Consider the following 21199-nt stretch of genomic DNA (forward strand, 5'->3'; position numbering starts at 1 on the left):
GCGGCTAGTCGATTGCGCCGACGGCGCGTAATCTGGCGCGGCCCCTGGCGGCAACACGAGGATCGTCGGACTCGGAATCCTGCTTGGCCGCGGCCTCGTCGATCTCCGAAGCGAATTCGGCGGACTCCGCGAGAATGGTGACGCTCTCCTCGGTCACCGACAAAAATCCACCGTCCACCGCTACCCGCAGATCGTCCTGGCCGTCGCGCTCGACGCGCACCATGGCGTCATCGACCAACTGGGCCACCAACGGGATGTGTCGCGGCAGGATACCGATCTCGCCGACAGTGGTGCGGGTGAACAAGAACGTTGCCTCACCCGACCAGATCTTTCGGTCGACGGCGACGATCTCAACGTTCAATTCAGCCATGTCACACCATCTTTCGGAATCGCCGACTAAAGCTTGGCGCCAAGGCTCTCGGCCTTCTTGGCCAAGTCGTCGAGACCACCGATCAGGAAGAACGCCTGCTCGGGCACGTGGTCGAACTCGCCCTTGGTCAGGCGGTCGAACGACTCGATGGTCTCCTTCAGCGGGACCGTCGAACCCGGCTGACCGGTGAACTGCTCGGCCGCCATCATGTTCTGGGACAGGAACCGCTCGATGCGACGCGCCCGCTGCACCAGCTGCTTGTCCTCTTCCGACAGCTCGTCGATACCGAGGATGGCGATGATGTCCTGAAGGTCCTTGTAGCGCTGCAGGATTCGGATGACTTCCTGCGCCACCCGGTAGTGTTCGTCACCGACGACACTGGGGTCGAGGATGGTCGAGCTCGACGCCAGCGGGTCCACCGCCGGGAAGATGCCCTTGGAGAACACCGAACGCGACAGCTCGGTGGTGGCGTCCAGGTGGGCGAACGTGGTGGCCGGCGCCGGGTCGGTGTAGTCGTCGGCGGGCACGTAGACGGCCTGCATGGACGTGATCGACTTACCACGCGTCGAGGTGATGCGCTCCTGCAGCTCACCCATCTCGTCGGCCAGCGTGGGCTGGTAACCCACCGCGGACGGCATACGACCGAGCAGCGTCGAGACCTCGGAGCCCGCCTGCGTGAACCGGAAGATGTTGTCGATGAACAGCAGCACGTCCTGGCCCGCCTCGTCGCGGAACCACTCCGCCATCGTCAGCGCCGACAGCGCCACCCGCATACGGGTGCCGGGCGGCTCGTCCATCTGACCGAACACCAGCGCGGTGTCCTTGAGCACGTTGGCTTCCTTGAGTTCGACCCACAGGTCGTTGCCCTCACGGGTGCGCTCCCCCACGCCGGCGAACACCGAAGTACCACCGAAGTTGCGGGCAATACGGTTGATCATCTCCTGGATGAGCACCGTCTTGCCCACGCCGGCGCCGCCGAACAGCGCGATCTTGCCGCCACGCACGTACGGCGTCAGCAGGTCGACGACCTTGAGGCCGGTCTCGAGCATCTCGGTACGCGGCTCGAGCTCTTCGAAGGGCGGCGGCTTGCGGTGAATCGACCAGTGCTCGAAGTCTTCTCCGTAGCCCGGCTCGTCCATGCAGCGGCCCAGCGCGTCGAACACATGGCCCTTGACTTCCTGGCCAACCGGGACCGAGATCGAGGCCCCGGTGTCGGTGACGGCGACGCCGCGCACCAGTCCGTCGGTGGGCTGCAGCGAGATGGTGCGGACCAGGTTGTCGCCGAGGTGCTGTGCGACCTCGAGGGTGAGCGTCTTCTTGAGCTCCTCGAAGGTGATCTCGGCGTGCAGCGCGTTGAACAACTCCGGGACGGAGCCGCGCGGGAACTCGACGTCGACAACCGGACCGGTGATCCGCACCACGCGGCCGTTGGTGTCGGTATTGGTCGACTTCTTCTTTTCGGCAGTCGCAGTCATATTCTCTTCGCTTCCTCGTGGTGCTATTTGGCTCGGGCGTCGGCGAGCGCGTTTGCGCCACCGACGATTTCACTGATCTCTTGGGTGATCTGGGCCTGCCGCTCGCGGTTCGCCATCAGCGTCAGGGCCTTGATCAAGTCGTCGGCGTTGTCGGTGGCCGACTTCATTGCCCGTTGGCGCGACGCCAGCTCCGACGCCGCGGATTCCAGGAGCGCGGTGTACACGCGGGTGGTCACATACCGCGGCAACAGCGCATCGAAAAGTGTTGTCGCATCGGGTTCGAACGAATACAGCGTGTGCAGCGCCTCGGGTTCTTCGGCGTATTCGACGACCATCGGCGCCATCCGGTGGGCGGTGGTGGACTGAGACAGCATCGACTTGAATTCCGTGTAGACGATGTGCAACTCGTCGACACCCTCGACGTCGGAGTTCTCGTCGCTGCCTTCGCTGCCGGGAATGAACGCATCCACCAGCGTCGAGGCAACCTCGGCGGCCTTCTCCACCGTGGGTTGCTCCGAGAAGCCGGTCCACGATTCGGTGATGGTCCAGTTGCGGAAACTGTAGTAGCCCAGCGCCTTACGGCCGACCACGTACAGCACGGGAGTCTTGCCTTCCTCCCGCAGGAGCGAAAACAGCTCCTCGGCGCGGCGGAAGACACCGGAGTTGTAGGCGCCACACAGACCACGGTCCGACGACACCACCAAGACGGCGGCCCGCTTGGGCTCAGGCCGTTCGACCAGCAGCGGATGATCGAGTGCTGCCTCGCTGGACAGCGTGGTCAGCATATTGGTGATCTCTTCGGTGTAGGGGCGAGCAGCCTGAAGCCGAGCCTGGGCCTTGCCGATACGCGATGTCGCGATCAGCTCCTGGGCTTTGGTGATCTTCTTGATCGCACCGGCGGAACGGATCCGTCCGCGCAACTCGCGAAGTGTGGCAGCCATCGAGTACTACTTCTTCTTCTCTTGCTTCTTCTTGTCTTCCGGCGCCGGCTTGTTGACCTTGACCGACTCCTTGGCCAAGTCCTCTTCGTCGAGAGCCTCGACGTGCTCGTCCGGCACCACCGACCCGCCACCCGTAGCGGCGAAGCCCTTCTTGAACTTCTTGATGATCTCCTCGAGCTGGCTCTCGGCCTCTTCGGAAAGCTTTCCGCTATCCCGGATTCCGGTCAGAAACTTCTCCTCGGAGGCCCGCATGTGATCCAGCAGCTCGGTTTCGAAGCGGCCGACATCCTCGACGGGCACCGAGTCCAGGTGGCCGCCGGTGCCCAGGAAAATCGAAACCACTTGCTCCTCAACGGGCAACGGCTGGTACTGCGGCTGCTTGAGCAATTCCACCAGCCGGGCGCCGCGGTCCAGCTGCGCCTTGGAGGTGGCGTCCAGGTCGGAGGCGAACGCGGCGAACGCTTCCAGCTCGCGGTACTGCGACAGGTCCAGACGCAGCGACCCGGCCACTTCCTTCATGGCCTTGATCTGCGCCGCGCCACCGACGCGGGACACCGAGACACCGACGTTGATGGCCGGGCGCACACCCTGGTTGAACAGGTCGGATTCCAGGAAGCACTGGCCGTCGGTGATCGAAATGACGTTGGTGGGAATGTAAGCCGAGATGTCGTTGGCCTTGGTCTCGATGATCGGCAGGCCGGTCATCGAACCACCACCGAGCTCGTCGGACAGCTTGGCGCAGCGCTCGAGCAGCCGCGAGTGCAGGTAGAACACGTCGCCGGGGTAAGCCTCGCGGCCCGGCGGGCGGCGCAGCAGCAGCGAGATCGCGCGGTACGCCTCGGCCTGCTTGCTCAGGTCGTCGAAGACGATCAGCACGTGCTTGCCGTCGTACATCCAGTGCTGCGCGATCGCCGAACCGGTGTACGGCGCAAGCCATTTGAACCCGGCGGAGTCGGATGCCGGCGCCGCGACGATGGTGGTGTAGTCCATCGCGCCACCTTCGTCCAGAGCGCGACGCACCGAGGCGATCGTGGTGCCCTTCTGCCCGATAGCGACGTAGACGCAGCGCACCTGCTTCTTCTCGTCGCCGGTTTCCCAGTTCTGCCGCTGGTTGAGGATGGTGTCGACGCAGACCGCCGTCTTGCCCGTCTTGCGGTCGCCGATGATCAGCTGACGCTGGCCGCGCCCGATCGGGGTCATCGCGTCGATGGCCTTGATTCCGGTCTGCAGCGGCTCGCTGACGCTTTGCCGCTGAACCACTGAGGGCGCCTGGATTTCCAGCGCGCGACGAGTGTCGGTCTCGATGTCGCCCTGGCCGTCGATCGGCTCGCCCAGCGGGTTGACCACCCGGCCCAGGAACGCGTCACCGACGGGCACCGAGAGGACCTCGCCGGTGCGCTTGACCTGCTGGCCTTCCTCGATCTTCTCGAAGTCACCGAGGATCACCGCGCCGACGCTGTGCTCGTCGAGGTTCAGCGCGACGCCGAGGACACCGCCGGAGAACTCCAGCAGCTCCTGCGTCATGACCGAGGGCAAGCCGTCGACGTGCGCGATGCCGTCACCGGCGTCGACGACGCTGCCGACCTCCTCGCGGGAGCTGTCGGAGGTGAAGGAGCCTACGTACTCTTCGATCGCGCTCTGAATGTCATCAGCGGAGATTGTCAACTCGGCCATGGCTTTTCGTCTTCCTACTTGATTTCCGGCGTTCGCGGGGTGGTGGTGGCTGATTCGGGTTAGTCGGGTAGCTGCGCCTCGGCTGCGGCCAGACGCGACGAGAGCGACCCGTCGATCACCTCGTCGGCGACAGCGATGAGTAACCCGCCCAACAGGTCGGCATCGATCTCGAGCTGAACCGTCACCGGATGCCCGTAAATACGACTGAGAACTTCGGTGAGACGGGTGCGCTGGGCGTCGCTGAGCTCGGCGGCTGCGCGGACCGCGGCGACGACCTCGCCGCGGCGAGCCACCGCAACTTCCGCCAGGAACTGCACGGCCTCTTCCGCCTGCTCACCCCGGAGCAGCTCGACCGTCTGCGACAGCAACGCGACGACGAGCGGATTGACCGCACTGCCACTGGAGTCGAGTACCTTGTGCAGCAACTCCACCCGCTTCTCGGCCGGAGTGGCGTAGTCGCCCAACAAAATCGAGAGCCGCGGCTGCGCGTCCAGAATCCGGGAGAACCGGAACAACTGGTCTTCGACCTCGTCGACCTTTCCGTCGCGTTCGGCAACCTCCAGCAGCGCTTGGCGCGACATGTGTTCGATCGCGTCGACCAGGTCGGCGTTGGCCGACCAACGTTCCGAGACGGCCGCCCGCAGTACCTCGAGCGTGGCGTCGCCGACCTTGCCGGACACCAGCCGTTCGAGCAGCCGGATCCGCGGTGCCGCGTCCTCGGCCGGCACGGTCAGGTACCGGGTGACCACGATCTCCTCGTCGAGCAGCTGGCCCACCGACACCAGTTCGCTGGACAGCTTCGAAAGTCCGGGTTTGTCAAGATCTTTGGCGATGGTGGTGAACCGGTCCGACAGGTTGCGCAGCGCTTCGCGACTCGACGAACGCATCTTGGTCATCAGCGGGTAGGAGACCTCCGCCGACGCCGGCGCCATCGCCTCGAGTTCGTCCAAAAACCGATCGACGGTGCCCGACTGCTGCGTCGCATCGGCGACGTAGGTCTGTACCAATTCCTTTGCCTGGCGCACGGATTCGTGTCCAAGCTCCAGGCGAAGCTGACGGGTCAGCTGGGCCCGCAGCAGCTCTACCTGGCGAGCGCCCTGTCCCGTGATGCGTTCGGCCTCGACTTCAGCCTGGGCGCGCAACTGCTCGGTGATGCGCTGGGCGTCGGTCTTGGCTTCTTCGACGACGTGCTCAGCTTCAGACTTCGCGGACTCCACTGCCTTGCTATGGGCGGTAGTGGATTCCGTCAGCCGGTCGGCAGCCTTGGCCGCGTCTTCCAATTGCTGGCGCACCGTGTTCTGACGAGCGGCCATCAAATTGCGGACTGGCGGCACGACATAACGCACCACCAGGAAAACGATGGCGGCGAATCCGATCAGCTGCCCGATAAACGTCGACATTGATAGTTACCTTGTCGCGGCAGTGGTTGTGACGTCGACGCCGAGGATGCGACTGGCCAACGTTGCCGACATGGTTGCCACGTTGGCACGCAGATCCAATTCCACAGCGTCCCTTTCGCGCTTCAGTTGCTCGGCTGCCGTCTGCACCGTCGAAGCGACCTGTTGCTCGGCTTTGGCCCGCGCGTCCTCGACGACCTTACGACCTTCCGCCCGGGCGTTGTCGCGCAACGACGACGCCTCGACCCGGGCTTCCCTCATGGCGTTCTCGTAATCCGCCTGGGCGGCCTCGAATTGCTCGTTCGCCTTCTTGTTGTCGGTGGCGGTCTTGGCGACCATCGCGTCGCGTTCGCGCAACACCTTCATGACCGGCGGCACGACGAACGTGCCGATGACGGCCAGCACGATCAAGAAGATCGCCAGCACGAAAAAGAAAGTGCCGTTGGGGACGAGGAAGTTGTTGCCTCCCTCGGCTACTAACTGGCTGGACGCCAGAACGCTGCGGCTCGCGTCACCCATCACTGCGAACTAGCCGACGGGGGTGGCGAAGACGAACAGCGCCATGAAGGCCAGGTTGATGAAGTACGCCGCCTCAACCAGACCGACGGTGATGAAGAACGGCGTGAACAACCGGCCTTGCGCTTCCGGCTGACGGGCAATACCCGCAACCAGTGCGTTACCGGCAATACCGTCACCGATACCGGCACCGATTGCGCCGCCGCCCATGATGATTCCACCGCCGATGAGTGCAGCGGCAGCGACTTGGGGGTCCAGGGCCATTCTTATCCTCCTTATAACTGGTAGTTGTCTACCAGGCTTCTGTAATCGTGTGTGGCTCAGGCCGATTCAAAGATGGTCTCAGTCATGGTGATCCTCGATCTCCATGGCTTGGCTGAAGTACAGGATGGTCAGGATCGAGAAGATGAAGGCCTGGATCGCGCCGACGAAGAGGTCGAACGCTTTCCAGATCGCGTTGGGCGCCCACATGATGTAGGGCGGGAAGAGCGCGATTAGCGCGACCAAGATGCCGCCGGCGAAGATGTTGCCGAAAAGTCGCAGCGACAACGAGATCGGCTTGGCGAGTTCCTCGACGAGGTTGATCGGGGCCAGGAACGCCACGTGACCCTTGAGCACCGCGAGCGGGTGCCCGACGATGCCGCGGCGCCAGATACCGGCCACGTGGTAGCAGACGAACACGAAAAGAGCCAGTGCGAGTACGTAATTGATGTCCGCGGCCGCCGAGCTGAGTAACTCGGTGGTGCGCCCGGATTTGTCGGTGTACTGCAGCGGCAGCACCGAGAGCCAGTTGGAGATCAGAATGAACACGAAGATGGTGACCGCCAGCGGCAGGACGAAGGGCGCGATCCGCATCCCGACGGCCGCCTCGATCTGGTCACGCATCTGGACCGTGATGGCCTCCCAGAACAATTGGACTCCGCTGGGCACCCCGGTCGAGGTGATCTTCGCGCGCAAGTAGAAGGCGAGCGCCAGGACGATCAGAGCGGCGATCCCGGTCGACAGGATCGTGTCGGTGTTGACGGTCAGCCCGAGCCAGGTGGCGTGGGTGTGCTCGCCGACCTCGATCGCGCCCTCGGCCAGGAACCTCGTCTCACTCATCGCTGGTGTTCCCTCTTTCGGTACCTTCGGATGCGGGCTCCGCCCAGTCGCCGGCGCGCAGCTTCTTCCAGACCGGCAGGGCGGTCGAGAGCACCAACACCACCTGGAACAGGGCCAAGCCGAACACCACGCCTAAGCCGGCGGGCCGGAAAATGTAAGCAATGATCAGGCCGATGACGGTGATGATCGCCAGCCGAGTCGCCGAATTCAGCGCCATCGAGCTTTTCATCGGATGTTCTTTCGCCGTTATCGACGCAACGGAGCGACGCACCAGCAGCGCGTTGAGCAAACCCAGCAGCAGCCCGACGCCGAAGAACACTCCGACCATCAGATGACCCGAGAAAGCGGCGCCAGCTACCGCCACCGCGGTGATCGCAGCGCAAACCACCAGGAGCCGAGACGGGTTGAATGCAACGGACGGAAACACCAACGGCGCGTCCTGCGCTGGTGTCGTCACTGCAGCACCTCAATCCGGATTGGCGGAGCGGAAAACTTCCGACCGACTGATCGGTAGCCCGCCGAGCGTATCGCACGTCACAGGGGATTCACTCAAGGGGTATCTCCCTGCGTCGGTCGTCGATCGGCACGGTCGGAAAACGATCCGGCGGGCCGACTGGCCGGCAACCCTCAAGATTCTTTTTGGGGTTCTACCAGCACCGTACCACAAGGTCAGCGGCACTACTACTGCCCGTCGTAGTCCTCGTCGGGGTAATCGTCGCGGCGGCGCAGGAGCGGAATCACCGTCGCGACGCCGGCAACCACGATCGCGCCCAGCATCACCGCGCCGGTATCGCGCGGGTTGAAGAAGATCGTGCTGGCGGCGCCGAACGCGACGATCCCGACCCACAAATAGATGAGCAGTACCACCCGGCGATGCGAATGGCCGATCTGCAGCAACCGATGGTGTAGATGCATCTTGTCGGGGCTGAACGCGCTGCGGCCCGCACGGGTTCGCCGCACGATGGCCAGCAGCAGGTCGAGCATCGGCACGAACATCACCGCGACCACCAGCAGGAACGGTGACAGCAGAGCAAAGACGTCACGGGCGCCGTAGGCATTTTGCGAGATCGGTCCGGCCGCGGTGGTGGACGCGGCAGCAAGCATCAAGCCGATCAGCATCGAGCCGGAGTCGCCCATGAAAATTTTGGCTTTATGGAAGTTGTGCGGCAGAAAGCCCAGGCAGGCCCCCGCCAGCACGACCGAGATGACGGCCGGCGGATAGAACAGCACGTCGCCGCCATGGTCACGCAGCAGACCGACCGAGAACACGCAGATCGCCAGCGCGGTGATCAGTCCCAGCCCGGCCGCCAGCCCGTCGAGCCCGTCGACGAAGTTCATCGCGTTGACAATCGACACCGTCAGCGCCAGCGTCAGCAGGATCGACGACGCCTGGTCCAGCACGATGGTGCCGACACCACCGAACGGGATGTACAGCACGCTCCATGCGACACCCATCGTGACCAGCACGCTGGCCGCGGTGATCTGGCCGGCAAATTTCGTCAGGGCGTCCAGGCCCCAGCGGTCGTCGATGAGTCCGATGCCCATGATCACCGCGCCCGCCACCAGCACCGCCGGCATGCCGGTGGAATAGACGAAACCCCGGGTGAGCGCCGGGAGCTCGGATGCCAGGAACACCGCGGAGAGAACACCGACGAACATCGCCAACCCGCCCATGCGTGGGGTGGGCGTGACGTGCACATCGCGTTCGCGTGGGTAGGCGACCGCGCCTAAACGAGTGGCCAGCACCCGCACCGGTCCGGTCGCGAAGTAGGTGATGATCGCGGCGGTCAGTCCGACCAACGCCAGCTCGCGCAGCGGGACCCCGGCGCCACGGTCGGACAGGGTGTGCAGACCAGCGGCAAGGCTGACGAGATTGCTGGCTGGGTCGCTGGACACCACGAGACCGTACGCCACCTTCCTGAGACCTGAGGTCTCGCTTCATCACCGCTGCGCCGCTAGGCGATCAACCGTCCCGGGTCCATTCCAAGCACGTCCGCGATGCGCTCGACGCTTACCGGTCCGGCGCGCAGCAGGTGCGGCGTCTCGCCGGTGAGGTCAACGATCGTCGAGGCCGCCTGCTGCTGTGAGGGTCCCGCGTCGAGATAGACATCGACGAGATCGCCGAGTTGGTCACGCGCCTCGACGGCGTTCACCGCCGGCGGGCGACCGGAGACATTGGCGCTGGACACCGCCATCGGCCCGACCTCGCGCAACAGCTCGATCGCCACCGGGTGCAACGGCATCCGCAGCATCACCGTGCCACGGGCATCCCCGAGATCCCACTGCAGCGATGGCGCTTGCGCCACAACCAGACTCAGCGCACCTGGCCAGAACGCGCGGATCAGTTCGCGGGCCCCGTCCGGCATCGTGTAGACCAGGCCCTCAATGGTGTGCCACGAACCCACCAGCACGCCGACCGGCATGTCGCGCCCGCGGCCCTTTGCCGCCAGCAGCGCGGCCACCGCGGTGTTGTCGAACGCGTCGGCGCCGATGCCGTACACGGTGTCGGTCGGCATCACGACTAGTCGTCCACCCTTGAGCGCTCCGACAGCCGAGCTAATTCCAGCCGAACGCTGTTCGGGCTCAGCACAATTGAACACCTCAGTCACGGGCGCTCCTACACGCGGTCACGAATCTTGGCCGGCCGGTGAGATCTTGCCGTGCCCGGACGTCTTCGAAAAAACCTGTGCATTCGATTAATTCGACAGTCCGCGACGAGGTGGTGTCGTCGTGCTCGACGGCGAATACGCCGCCGGGACGCAGCCAGCGTCCAGCGAGGTCCACCACCGCGCTGATCACGGTCATGCCGTCCGGGCCGCCGAACACCGCGTGCGCCGGATCGTACTGAGCGACTTCGGGGTCCAACGCAACGTCATCCGGCACGTAAGGCGGGTTGGCCACGACCAGGTCGACTCGTCCGTCCAGCTCGGGCAGCAGACCTTGCTCGGTGACGTCGGCGCGGACCAGCTCGACCGCGGTGCCCTCCACGTTTCGCCGGGCATAGTCCAGGGCCGCATCGGAATCGTCGATGGCGATCACCCGCGCCGTCGGCCGATGCCGGGCCAGTGCCACCGCCAACGCGCCGGATCCCGTGCACAAGTCGACGATCACCGGCGCTGCGTCGAGCCGCCGCGCGACGGCCCACTCCAAGATGGCCTCGGTCTCCGGGCGCGGGATGAAGACTCCGGGGCCGACGTGCAGCAGGACCGGCCCGAACGCCGCGGTCCCGGTCAGGTGTTGCAACGGCACTCGCCGCGAGCGGGCGGCGACGATGTCGTGGTATCGCACCAAAAACTCGTCGTCGATCGACTCAACCAAGGTCAGCCGACCACGCTCGGCACCTGCCACATGAGCGGCCAATTCCTCGGCATCCCAACGCGCAGAATCGATTCCGGCCTCGGCGAGCACCGCCGCAGCAGAGTCGATTGCGCGCCGCAGGACGGTCATGCCTGTTGCAACCGGGCCTGTTTGTCGGCGGCGCTCAATGCGTCGAACAACGCATCCAGGTCACCGTCGAGAACCTGGTCGAGATTGTGTGCCTTGAAGTTGATTCGATGGTCGGCGATCCGGTTCTCCGGGAAGTTGTAGGTGCGGATTCGCTCGCTGCGGTCGACGGTGCGGATCTGGCTGGCCCGGTCCGCCGACGCGTCGGCCGATGCCTGCTCCTCGGCGAGTGCCTGCAACCGGGCAGCCAGCACCTGCATGGCGCGGATCTTGTTCTGCAGCTGCGATCGCTCGTTTTGGCAGGTGACCACAATTCCGGTGGGCAGGTGGGTGATTCGCACCGCGGAGTCGGTGGTGTTGACGCCCTGCCCGCCCTTGCCGGACGAGCGGTAGACGTCGATGCGCAGGTCGCTCTCGTCGATCTGCACCTGCTCGACTTCCTCGGGTTCTGGGTAGACCAACACCCCGGCGGCCGAAGTATGCACACGCCCTTGGGATTCCGTGACGGGGACGCGCTGCACCCGGTGCACGCCGCCCTCGAACTTCAGCCGCGACCACACCCCGTCGGCCGAGTCGCCCTTGCTGGCGATCGTCAGCGTCGCGTCCTTGTAGCCGCCCAGGTCGGAGGTGGTTTCGTCCAGCATCGTCACCGTCCAGCCGTGCCGTTCGGCGTAGCGGATGTACATCCGGGCCAGGTCGGCAGCGAACAACGCCGATTCCTCGCCGCCTTCACCGGATTTGACCTCGAGCACGACGTCGTCGGCGTCATGCGGATCGCGCGGCGCCAGCATGTCGGTGAGCTGGGTGTCCAGTTCGGCCACCCGCGCTTCGAGTTCGACGACCTCGTCGGCGAACGAGTCGTCGTCGGCGGCCAGTTCGCGGGCGGTCTCCAGGTCGTCGCGTGCCGACTCCAGCTTGCGATGCGTGGCGACGATCGGGGCCAGCCGCGCGAATCGACGGCCGGCCTTGCGCGCCTCGTCGGGATTGCTGTGCAGCTCAGGGTCGGCCAGTCGCCGCTCCAGTTCGGCGTGCTCGGCCAGCAGCACGTCAATCGTCTGTACCGGCTGCGTCATTTCACACCTCCTCCCCGGTCCCAGCGAGCTTATTTACCGCAAACGCGAACCGACGCCCGGCCTGCGCAGTTTCGTGCACAGTTCGGGCGTCGGTAAGGCAGCTATTTGTCGGCCGATTCGGCCTTGTCGGTTCCGCCCTTGCGCTTTCCGTAGCGCTTTTCGAAGCGCGCCACGCGGCCACCGCTGTCCAGAATCTTCTGCTTGCCGGTGTAGAACGGGTGGCACTGCGAGCAGACCTCGACAGTGATGTGACCGCCGTCTTTGGTGCTACGCGTGTTGAACGTGTTACCGCAACCGCAGAGCACGGTGGTCTCCCCGTATGCGGGATGAATGTCAGCTTTCATGATGTCCTCTTCGATCGTTGTCGCCCCGGCGCGAACTCCTGGGACCTGAACTGGTCCTCGGGGGTAGTCGACCGTCGATTATGCCAGGTCAACCTACATCAGCCCAAACAGCGAGATACGCCCGCGCATTCCCGGCGGCCGGTACGCCGAGACTGTAGCCACGCAGACACGGATCGGCGTGTCGTCTGCGTGGTTACAGTGTCGCCTCAGCGGTGGTCACGTCGGGACGCTAGTCGTTGTCCATGTTGCCCGGTGTCGTCTTGGACACCTGGACCAGGAATTCGTAGTTGGTCTTGGTCTTGCGCAGCTGCGACATCAGCAAGTCGATGGCCTGGTGGGAGTCCAGACCCGACAGCACGCGGCGCAGTTTGTGCACAATGCCGAACTCGTCGGGCGAGAGCAACAGCTCATCCTTGCGGGTACCGGACGGGTTGACGTCGACCGCCGGGAACACCCGGCGCTCGGAGATCTTGCGGTCCAGCTTGAGCTCGGCGTTACCGGTGCCCTTGAACTCCTCGAAGATGACCGTGTCACCGGTGGACCCGGTCTCGACCATCGCCGTGGCGATGATGGTCAGCGATCCGCCTTCTTCGATGTTGCGCGCCGCGCCGAGGAACCGTTTCGGCGGGTACAGCGCGGTGGAGTCGACACCACCGGACAGGATCCGGCCCGACGCGGGTGACGCGTTGTTGTACGCGCGACCCAGGCGGGTGATCGAGTCCAGCAGCACCACGACGTCCTTGCCCTGCTCGACGAGCCGCTTGGCGCGTTCGATCGCCAGCTCGGCGACCGACGTGTGGTCTGACGGCGGCCGGTCGAAGGTTGAGGCGATGACCTCGCCCTTCACCGAACGCGTCATGTCGGTGACCTCTTCAGGTCGCTCGTCGACGAGCACGACCATCAGGTGGCATTCCGGGTTGTTCTTGGTGATCGCGTTGGCGATGTCCTGCAGGATCGTGGTCTTACCGGCCTTGGGAGGCGACACGATCAGGGCACGCTGACCCTTACCGATCGGCATGATCAGATCGATGACTCGCGTGGTCAGCCGGTCGGGGGTGGTTTCCAGGCGCAGCCGCTGGTTGGGGTAGAGCGGCGTCAACTTCTGGAAATCGGGACGCTTCTTGACGTCTTCGACCGGTCCACCGTTGACGCTGTCCAGGCGAACCAGCGGATTGAATTTCTGCCGCTGGTTGGGCTGCTCGCCCTCTTTGGGCACCCGCACCGCGCCGGTCACGGCGTCGCCGCGGCGCAGGCCGTTCTTGCGCACCATATTCATGGACACATAGACGTCGTGCGGGCCGGCCAGATATCCGGAAGTGCGCACGAAGGCGTAATTGTCGAGGACGTCAAGAATGCCGGCTACCGGTTGGACGACGTCGTCCTCACGCAGTTCGGCCTCGCCACCGCCGCCGCCCTCGCCGGAGCGCTCACCGCGACGCCGGCGGTCGCGGAACCGGCGGCCACGCCGGCCCCCACGGCCGTCGCCGTCGTCATCCTGCTGGTTCGAGGCGCCGCGGCCTTGCTGGCCGCCCGAGCCCTGCTGATCGCCGGAATCTGATCCGCGGTCGTCGTTCTTGGATTCCTTGTGGCCTTGACCTTGGCCACCGTCGCGCTTGTCGGCCTGGTTGCCGTCGCGCTTGTCGGTCTCGCGAGGAGCGGTGCCGTTGCGGCTCTCCGAGCCCTCGCCGTCCGCCTCGTCGGCGGTGCGGGGGGCCGATCCCGCTTCGCGGGAGGCGCCGCGCCGTTCCCGGCGCTGGCTGCCCTCGTTCGCCGAATCCTTCTGTTCCCCTTGGGCAGTCGGTTCTTCGGCGGCAGTTTTCTCTTGGTTCTTGTCCTGTTCGGACTTGCCGGTGTCCTCGGACGGGGTGGCGGCGGATTTGCCGTTGGTCTGTCCCCTGATTTCCTTGATCGCGGCAATGAGTTCGTTCTTACGCATCCCCGACGTGCCCTTGACGCCGGCCTGATTAGCCAGCGCACGCAGTTCGGGCAGCACCATGGTGGACAGGGAGCCGGCCGAAACGTTGGTTTTCACGTCCGGAGTGTCGGTGGTCACGGCGTTCGGCAGCTGATTGCTGTCCGTACTCTCGTCAGCCGTGAACAGGTCCGTATCAGTCACGGATTTCCTTTCTTTCCCTCGCTGATCACGTCATACGAGGGGTTCGTCGCATTCAGCCAAATTGCCGAGTGCACCCAATCATCGACTCTGCAACGGTGATCGCCTGGGATGGCGGAGAAAACGGCGAACCTCGTCCACGAGAAGAATTGGTGTTATCCCAGCGGCAAGGCAGTATGTATGCAGATGCAGATGCTGCGATTGCTGGACGATGCCGAGGATAACCCGCATCTGTGCTCGAAGCAAGCAAACCCCCCGGCGAGCTTGTGGATTAACCAGCGACTGTGACACCCGGGCTCCAGCGAGCCCCTTCGCCGACCGTCACCTCGGTGATCCTGAATCCGTTGGCAACGCCGCAGTCCAACGCCTCCGAAGGCAACTCCGACTCGGTAGTCAATGCGATAACGGACGGACCCGCCCCAGAAAGCGTCGCTGACACATTAAGACGCCGCAGCAGCCGCAGATATTCCGCCGACGCCGGCATGGCCGGGGCTCGTTGCGGCTGATGAAGGACGTCTTCGGTGGCCGCCATCAGCAGATCCGGGCGCTGGGTCAGCGCGACCACCAATAATGCGGCGCGGCTGACGTTGAATCGTGCATCCTCGTGGCTGACCTGAGCGGGGAGCAGTACCCGCGTCTCGGCGGTCGATGACCGCTCCTCCGGGATCGCGCAGAACAGGCGGATATCAGGGTGCAGCGCCAGCGGGACGGCGGAGTAAGCCGGTGCGTCGTCGGCCCGCTCGGTCCACGAAACCACCGCGCCGCCCAGCACCGCGGCCGCGGCATTGTCGGGGTGACCCTCGAACTCCGAGGCCAGCTGGATCAGCTGCGCCTCGCTGAACGGGGCGGAATGAGTTTGCGCGACAAGGCCATTGACCGCGGCAAGACCGCTGACCACAGCCGCCGCGGACGACCCGAGACCGCGAGAATGTGGGATGGCATTGCGACAGCGCACCGCCAGGCCGGGGGCACGGACCCCGGCGGCCTGTAGCCCGCGCTCGATGGCGCGCACCACCAAGTGCTCGGGCCCCAGCGGCACCTGGCCGGCGCCCTCGCCCTCGACCTCGACGACCAAGCCGGAATCGATTGTCTCCAGCACGATCTCGTCGTACAGACTCAATGCGAGGCCGATGGTGTCAAAACCCGGGCCAAGATTGGCGCTGGACGCCGACACCACGGCGCTGGCCACCAGCCCGGCGGGCAGCAGCTGATTCACGACTAGGCCAGCCCGAGCTTCTCGACGACGAGTACAGGATCCACCGGCAACGGGGAAACGCTGGGCACATCCTTCAGCGCCGTGTCGGGGTCCTTCAGACCGTTGCCGGTGACCGTGCACACCACGGTCGACCCGCGGGGCACCCAACCGTCTTCGACAGACTTGAGCAAGCCCGCGATGCTGGCCGCCGAGGCGGGCTCGACGAACACGCCCTCGGATTCGGCCACCAGGTGGTAGGCCGCCAGGATCTCCTCGTCGGTCGCTGCCAGAAAGCGTCCATTGGATTGCTCCTGAGCCGCAACGGCGGCAGTCCATGACGCCGGCGAACCGATCCGGATCGCGGTGGCGATGGTCTCGGGGTTCTTGACGGGTTTGCCGTGCACCAGCGGCGCCGCTCCGGCCGCCTGGGTGCCCAGCATGCGGGGCAGCTTCTCGAACACGCCGTCCTGGTGGTACTCGGTGTAGCCCTTCCAGTACGCGGTGATGTTCCCGGCGTTGCCGACGGGCAGCGAGTGGATGTCCGGCGCGGTGCCCAGCGCGTCCACGATCTCGAACGCGGCCGTCTTCTGGCCCTCGATACGCACCGGGTTGACCGAGTTGACCAACGAGATTGTCGGGAAGTCGGCGGCCATCTTGCGGGCCAGCTCCAGGCAATCGTCGAAGTTGCCGTCGATCTGAATGATCTTGGCGCCGTGCATAACCGCCTGCGCGAGCTTGCCCATCGCGATCTTGCCCTGGGGTATCAGGACCGCGCAGGTGATGCCGGCGCGCGCCGCGTAGGCCGCCGCCGACGCCGAGGTGTTTCCGGTGGATGCGCACAACACGGCCTGCTGTCCGCGCGCCACGGCGTCGGTGACTGCCATCGTCATGCCCCGGTCCTTGAACGAGCCGGTGGGGTTGAGCCCCTCCACCTTCAAGTGGACCGTGCAGCCGGTCTGCTCCGACAGCCGGGCGGCCGGGATCAACGGCGTGCCACCCTCGAGCAGCGTGATCGCCGTCCAGTCTTCGCCGACCGGCAACCGGTCGCGGTAGGCGGCAATCAGACCCGGCCAGGGCTTGTGGACGGCGGTTCGCGGCGTGCTCATATGCTGGTTCCTTCCAGTCTCAGCACGCTTGCCACACTCTGCACGACGTCCAAATCGGCCAGCGCATCAACGGTTTCCGATAGTGCGGCATCGGTGGCGCTGTGCGTGACCACCACGATGCGAGCCCCCACCCGTCGCCCGCCCTCGTCCGCGACGCCTTCCTGACGGACCTCGGCGATGCTGACCTCGCGCTTGGCGAATTCGGCCGCCACCGAGGACAACACCCCGGGCTTGTCCGCGACGTTCATGCTCACGTAGTAGCGCGTGGAGATGAAACCCATTGGTGCGACCGGCAATTGGGCGTATTTCGACTCTTTCGGCCCGCGACTGCCCAGCACCCGGTTGCGAGCGGCCATCACCAGGTCACCGGTCACCGCGGATGCGGTCGGCGCACCGCCGGCCCCTTGGCCGTAGAACATCAGCCGGCCCGCTGCCTCGGCTTCCACCACCACTGCGTTGAACGCGCCGTTGACGGTGGCCAGCGGATGCTCCAGCGGCACCAGCGCGGGGTAGACGCGCGCCGAAACCCGTTGCTGACCATCGTCGGTCGTGATGCGCTCGCAGATCGACAGCAGCTTGATCGTGCAGCCCAACGCATGCGCGGACGCAAAGTCGGCCGGGGTGATCTTGGTGATGCCTTCGCGATAGACGTCGTCGGCGGTCACCCGGGTGTGGAAGGCGATGGACGCCAGGATCGCGGCCTTGGCCGCCGCGTCGTAGCCTTCGACGTCCGCAGTGGGATCGGCTTCCGCGTAGCCCAGCGCACTCGCGTCGGCCAAGGCGCTGTCGTAGTCGGTTCCGGTGCTGTCCATCGCGGACAGGATGTAGTTGGTGGTGCCGTTGACGATGCCGGCCACCCGGACCACCGTGTCACCGGCCAACGACTGGGTGAGCGGACGGATCACCGGGATCGCGCCCGCGACCGCCGCCTCGAAATACAGGTCGACATGCGCGTTTTCGGCGGCCTGAGCCAGCTCGCCGGTCGAGGTGGCCAACAGAGCCTTGTTGGCAGTCACGACCGACTTGCCGTGCTCGAGTGCGGCCAGGATTGCCTTGCGCGACGGCTCGACCGGCCCCATCAACTCCACGACGATGTCGACGTCTTCCCGCGAGACCAGCTCTTCGATGTTGTCGGTGAGCAGTTCAACGGGCACACCACGGTCGTCGGCGACGCGCCGTACCCCGATGCCGCGCAGCGCAAGAGGGGCGCCGACCCGGGCCGCGAGATCGTCCGCACTCTCCTCGATGATGCGGACCACTTCGCTGCCGACGTTGCCCAACCCGAGTACCGCTACGCCGACTGGCTTTGCATTACCCGACACAGTCACCTCACTTCCAGACTCAGCAGATCGTCGACCGTCTCGCGGCGCAGGATCAGGCGGGGCCGCCCATCGCGAACCGCGACCACGGCAGGCCGGCAGATCATGTTGTAGCGGCTCGACAGCGAATAGCAGTAGGCACCGGTCGCGGCCACCCCGAGCAGGTCCCCCGGCCCCAGGTCGCCGGGCACCCAGGCGTCGCGCACCACGATATCGCCGCTCTCGCAGTGCTTCCCGACGATACGGGCCAGCGCCGCCGGTGCGTCGCTGATTCTGGACACCAGCCGGGCGTCATACTGCGCGTCGTAGAGCGCGGTGCGGATGTTGTCGCTCATGCCGCCGTCGACGCTGACATAGCGCCGGATGGCCGTCGTGCTGACCTCGACGTCCTTGACGGTGCCGACCTCGTAGAGCGTGATCGTCCCGGGTCCGGCGATGGCGCGGCCGGGCTCGACCACCAGCCGGGGCGTGGGCAGCCCCACGGCCGCGGCCTCGTTGTTGATGATCGCGCTCAGCTTGGCCGCGAGTTCGGACATCGGCGGCGGGTCGTCGGAGGCCAGGTACGAAATGCCAAGGCCGCCACCGAGATCAACGGTGGATATCTGCGCGGTCTTTTCGACCCCGAACACCGCGACGACCTCCTGCAGCAGGCCGATGACTCGGCGTGCGGCCAGCTCGAATCCGGCCACGTCGAAGATCTGCGAACCAATGTGGCTGTGCAGGCCGACCAGCCTCAGGTGATCGGTCGCGAACACCCGCTCCACCGCAGCCATCGCCGCGCCGCCGGCGACCGACAGGCCGAACTTCTGGTCCTCGTGCGCGGTGGAGATGAACTCGTGGGTGTGTGCCTCGACGCCGACCGTGAGTCGCACGAAGACGTCCTGGACGACGCCGGCCTCCCCCGCGATGGTTTCGAGGCGCTCGATTTCGGTCATCGAGTCTACGACGATGTGGCCCACACCTGCTTTGACCGCGGTCGTCAACTCGGCGACGGATTTGTTGTTGCCGTGCAGGGTGATTCGCTCCGGCGGGAAGTTGGCGTGCAGCGCAACGGCCAGTTCCCCGCCGGTGCAGACGTCAAGGCAGAGGCCCTCTTCGTCGATCCAGCGCGCAATTTCGCTGCACAGGAACGCCTTTGCGGCGTAGTGGACATTGGCGCCGCCGCCGAACGCCGACGCGATCTCTGCGCAGCGGGAGCGGAAGTCGTCCTCGTCGATGACGAACAGTGGAGTTCCGTATTCCTGGGCCAGCTCGGTCACCGGGACTCCGGCGATGACGGCCACCCCGGCATCGTTGCGAACCATGTTGCGCGGCCAGACATTCGGAGCCAAGGCCAGCAGCTCCTCCGGAGACTGCGGTCGGGGCGGGCTGTCCGCGTGACGGATCTCTTCGGCATGCCGGGGACCGGCCGGATGGACGTTCACATTCTCTCCGGGGCGCTGACGCCGAGTATTGCCAGTCCGTTGGCGATAACCTGCCGGGTGGCCTGGCACAGCGCCAGCCGGGCGATGTGCAGGTCCGTGGGTTGTTCGTCGCCCTGGGGCAATACCCGGCACGAGTCGTAGAACCGGTGGTAGTCACCGGCAAGGTCTTCCAGGTAACGGCAGATCCGGTGTGGTTCGCGCAGCGACGCGGCGGTGTCGAGCACCCGCGGAAACTCGCTGATGGTGCGCAGCAGCGCACCCTCCTTGTCGTGGCTGAGCAATTCGAGATGCCCTTCAAAACCGGCACCGCCGGGAATCAGGCCGAGCTCGGCGGCGTTGCGGGCCAGCGCCGAGAGCCGGGCATGCGCGTATTGCACGTAATAGACCGGGTTTTCATTCGACGCAGAGGACCACAGCGCGAGATCGATGTCGATCGCGGTGTCCACCGACGAGCGGATCAGGCTGTAGCGGGCGGCGTCGACACCGAGCGCGTCCACCAGGTCGTCGAGCGTGATCACGGTGCCGGCCCGCTTGCTCATCCGCACCGGCTGGCCGTCGCGCACCAGGTTGACCATCTGCCCGATCAGGACCTCGACGGTGGCGGGGTCGTCACCGAACGCAGCCGCCGCGGCCTTGAGCCGCGCGATGTAGCCGTGGTGGTCGGCTCCGAGCATGTAGATGCACAAGTCGAACCCGCGTTGGCGCTTGTCCAGGTAGTACGCGATGTCCCCGGCGATGTAGGCGGGTTTGCCGTCGCTCTTGATCACGACGCGGTCCTTGTCGTCACCAAAAGCGCTGCTGCGCAACCAACTTGCGCCATCCTTGTCGTAGATGTTGCCGACCGCACGCAACCGGGCGATGGCTTCGTCGACGCGCCCGCTGGTGTGCATCGAGTCTTCGTGGGTGTACACGTCGAAGTCGGTGCCGAATTCGTGCAACGTCTCCTTGATGTGGTTGAACATCAGGTCGACGCCGATCTCGCGGAAGGTCTCGTGCATCTCGGCATCGGGCAGCCCCAGCGCGTCGGGCGCCTTCTGCAACACCTGAGTGGCGATGTCGTTGATGTAGCTGCCGGCGTAGCCATCCTGCGGCGCGGGTTCGCCCTTGGCCGCGGCGATCAGCGAGTTGGCGAAGCGGTCGATCTGGGCGCCGTGGTCGTTGAAGTAGTACTCGCGCGTGACGTCGGCGCCCTGCGTGGAGAGCAGCCGGCCCAGCGCATCGCCGACGGCCGCCCAGCGAGTACCGCCGATGTGGATCGGTCCGGTCGGGTTGGCCGAGACGAATTCCAGGTTGATCTTGGTGCCGGACAGTGTGTCGGAGTATCCGTAGCGGTCGCCCGCGTCGATCACGTCGTTGACGACCTTGGCCTGGGCCGACGCCTCGAGGCGCAAGTTGATGAAGCCCGGTCCGGCCACTTCCGCCGAGGAGACACCGTCGGCGCTGGCCAGCGCCTCGGCCAGCCATCCTGCCAACTCGCGTGGGTTCGCGCCGACCTTCTTGCCCAGCTGCATGGCCAGGTTGCTCGCGTAATCGCCGTGTTCGGGATTGCGGGGCCGCTCCACCGTGACCGTCGCCGGGAGCGCCGACGCGTCGAGGCCATGCTCGGCCAACACCGCGGATGCGGTGGCTTTGAGCAGCTCAGCCAGGTCAGCAGGGGTCACGAGCGTCCATCCTATTGGTTAGCGTGCCTATGCCCCGAATCCATTG

General features: G+C 65.4%; 20 protein-coding genes. All 20 read right to left on the reverse strand.

Annotated features, from left to right (window positions below; all coding sequences use genetic code 11):
• Positions 1-4 precede the first annotated feature (4 nt).
• Positions 5-370: a F0F1 ATP synthase subunit epsilon gene (locus AC5Y5O_RS16220; RefSeq protein ID WP_096289560.1), complete on the reverse strand. Its 366-nt coding sequence runs from the start codon at positions 368-370 to the stop codon at positions 5-7.
• Positions 371-396: 26 nt separating this feature from the next.
• Positions 397-1845 (reverse strand): F0F1 ATP synthase subunit beta, encoded by a 1449-nt coding sequence (gene atpD / locus AC5Y5O_RS16225; protein WP_500025732.1) that lies wholly within the window; start codon positions 1843-1845, stop codon positions 397-399.
• A gap of 23 nt (positions 1846-1868) precedes the next feature.
• On the reverse strand, positions 1869-2786 hold the full coding sequence (locus tag AC5Y5O_RS16230) for a F0F1 ATP synthase subunit gamma (protein WP_096289562.1): 918 nt from the start codon (positions 2784-2786) through the stop codon (positions 1869-1871).
• 6 nt (positions 2787-2792) lie between these two features.
• Entirely contained in the window at positions 2793-4460 is a 1668-nt protein-coding gene (gene atpA / locus AC5Y5O_RS16235; RefSeq protein ID WP_096289563.1) for a F0F1 ATP synthase subunit alpha, read from the reverse strand.
• A gap of 59 nt (positions 4461-4519) precedes the next feature.
• A complete protein-coding gene (locus AC5Y5O_RS16240) occupies positions 4520-5860 on the reverse strand; it encodes a F0F1 ATP synthase subunit B/delta (RefSeq protein WP_500025738.1) in 1341 nt (446 codons plus the stop codon).
• A 6-nt stretch (positions 5861-5866) separates the two neighbouring features.
• Positions 5867-6376 carry a F0F1 ATP synthase subunit B gene (locus AC5Y5O_RS16245; protein ID WP_096289565.1) on the reverse strand — a complete coding sequence of 170 codons (510 nt, stop codon included), beginning with the start codon at positions 6374-6376 and terminating at the stop codon, positions 5867-5869.
• A gap of 9 nt (positions 6377-6385) precedes the next feature.
• Positions 6386-6631 (reverse strand): F0F1 ATP synthase subunit C, encoded by a 246-nt coding sequence (locus AC5Y5O_RS16250; protein ID WP_090609504.1) that lies wholly within the window; start codon positions 6629-6631, stop codon positions 6386-6388.
• A gap of 84 nt (positions 6632-6715) precedes the next feature.
• Entirely contained in the window at positions 6716-7474 is a 759-nt protein-coding gene (atpB, locus tag AC5Y5O_RS16255) for a F0F1 ATP synthase subunit A (protein ID WP_096289566.1), read from the reverse strand.
• Positions 7467-7931 (reverse strand): ATP synthase subunit I, encoded by a 465-nt coding sequence (locus tag AC5Y5O_RS16260; protein WP_090605135.1) that lies wholly within the window; start codon positions 7929-7931, stop codon positions 7467-7469. The genes atpB and AC5Y5O_RS16260 overlap by 8 nt, the downstream gene beginning before the upstream one ends.
• 224 nt (positions 7932-8155) lie before the next feature.
• Positions 8156-9388 (reverse strand): glycosyltransferase family 4 protein, encoded by a 1233-nt coding sequence (locus AC5Y5O_RS16265; protein ID WP_096289567.1) that lies wholly within the window; start codon positions 9386-9388, stop codon positions 8156-8158.
• A gap of 41 nt (positions 9389-9429) precedes the next feature.
• The gene (locus AC5Y5O_RS16270; protein ID WP_096289568.1) at positions 9430-10083 is read right to left on the reverse strand and encodes an L-threonylcarbamoyladenylate synthase; all 654 of its coding nucleotides are present in this window, start codon (positions 10081-10083) and stop codon (positions 9430-9432) included.
• Positions 10076-10921: a peptide chain release factor N(5)-glutamine methyltransferase gene (gene prmC, locus AC5Y5O_RS16275; RefSeq protein WP_096289569.1), complete on the reverse strand. Its 846-nt coding sequence runs from the start codon at positions 10919-10921 to the stop codon at positions 10076-10078. Before prmC ends, AC5Y5O_RS16270 begins: the two co-directional genes overlap by 8 nt.
• A complete protein-coding gene (gene prfA, locus AC5Y5O_RS16280; RefSeq protein WP_096289570.1) occupies positions 10918-11991 on the reverse strand; it encodes a peptide chain release factor 1 in 1074 nt (357 codons plus the stop codon). Before prfA ends, prmC begins: the two co-directional genes overlap by 4 nt.
• A gap of 101 nt (positions 11992-12092) precedes the next feature.
• Positions 12093-12335, reverse strand: a complete 243-nt coding sequence (gene rpmE, locus AC5Y5O_RS16285; RefSeq protein ID WP_096289571.1) for a 50S ribosomal protein L31 — start codon at positions 12333-12335, stop codon at positions 12093-12095.
• Positions 12336-12564: 229 nt separating this feature from the next.
• Positions 12565-14451 carry a transcription termination factor Rho gene (gene rho, locus AC5Y5O_RS16290; protein WP_096289572.1) on the reverse strand — a complete coding sequence of 629 codons (1887 nt, stop codon included), beginning with the start codon at positions 14449-14451 and terminating at the stop codon, positions 12565-12567.
• 268 nt (positions 14452-14719) lie between these two features.
• Positions 14720-15655, reverse strand: coding sequence for a homoserine kinase (gene thrB, locus AC5Y5O_RS16295; protein WP_096291291.1), 936 nt, complete (start codon positions 15653-15655; stop codon positions 14720-14722).
• Between the two features lie 11 nt (positions 15656-15666).
• Positions 15667-16749, reverse strand: coding sequence for a threonine synthase (gene thrC / locus AC5Y5O_RS16300; RefSeq protein ID WP_096289573.1), 1083 nt, complete (start codon positions 16747-16749; stop codon positions 15667-15669).
• Positions 16746-18071: a homoserine dehydrogenase gene (locus tag AC5Y5O_RS16305; RefSeq protein WP_096289574.1), complete on the reverse strand. Its 1326-nt coding sequence runs from the start codon at positions 18069-18071 to the stop codon at positions 16746-16748. The genes thrC and AC5Y5O_RS16305 overlap by 4 nt, the downstream gene beginning before the upstream one ends.
• Positions 18072-18073: 2 nt before the next feature.
• On the reverse strand, positions 18074-19492 hold the full coding sequence (gene lysA / locus AC5Y5O_RS16310) for a diaminopimelate decarboxylase (RefSeq protein WP_096289575.1): 1419 nt from the start codon (positions 19490-19492) through the stop codon (positions 18074-18076).
• Positions 19489-21153, reverse strand: coding sequence for an arginine--tRNA ligase (gene argS / locus AC5Y5O_RS16315; protein ID WP_096289576.1), 1665 nt, complete (start codon positions 21151-21153; stop codon positions 19489-19491). The genes lysA and argS overlap by 4 nt, the downstream gene beginning before the upstream one ends.
• Positions 21154-21199: the final 46 nt, after the last annotated feature.

The sequence above is a fragment of the Mycobacterium sp. NGS40 genome (assembly GCF_059812735.1).

What these genes read in the sequence shown, in the direction of transcription:
- AC5Y5O_RS16240 (WP_500025738.1), bottom strand. Translation starts at nt 5,860, where the DNA reads ATGTCGACGTTTATCGGGCAGCTGATCGGATTCGCCGCCATCGTTTTC.
- prmC (WP_096289569.1), bottom strand. Translation starts at nt 10,921, where the DNA reads ATGACCGTCCTGCGGCGCGCAATCGACTCTGCTGCGGCGGTGCTCGCC.
- thrC (WP_096289573.1), bottom strand. Translation starts at nt 16,749, where the DNA reads ATGAGCACGCCGCGAACCGCCGTCCACAAGCCCTGGCCGGGTCTGATT.
- rpmE (WP_096289571.1), bottom strand. Translation starts at nt 12,335, where the DNA reads ATGAAAGCTGACATTCATCCCGCATACGGGGAGACCACCGTGCTCTGC.
- AC5Y5O_RS16245 (WP_096289565.1), bottom strand. Translation starts at nt 6,376, where the DNA reads ATGGGTGACGCGAGCCGCAGCGTTCTGGCGTCCAGCCAGTTAGTAGCC.
- atpD (WP_500025732.1), bottom strand. Translation starts at nt 1,845, where the DNA reads ATGACTGCGACTGCCGAAAAGAAGAAGTCGACCAATACCGACACCAAC.
- AC5Y5O_RS16230 (WP_096289562.1), bottom strand. Translation starts at nt 2,786, where the DNA reads ATGGCTGCCACACTTCGCGAGTTGCGCGGACGGATCCGTTCCGCCGGT.
- atpB (WP_096289566.1), bottom strand. Translation starts at nt 7,474, where the DNA reads ATGAGTGAGACGAGGTTCCTGGCCGAGGGCGCGATCGAGGTCGGCGAG.
- AC5Y5O_RS16220 (WP_096289560.1), bottom strand. Translation starts at nt 370, where the DNA reads ATGGCTGAATTGAACGTTGAGATCGTCGCCGTCGACCGAAAGATCTGG.
- prfA (WP_096289570.1), bottom strand. Translation starts at nt 11,991, where the DNA reads ATGACGCAGCCGGTACAGACGATTGACGTGCTGCTGGCCGAGCACGCC.
- atpA (WP_096289563.1), bottom strand. Translation starts at nt 4,460, where the DNA reads ATGGCCGAGTTGACAATCTCCGCTGATGACATTCAGAGCGCGATCGAA.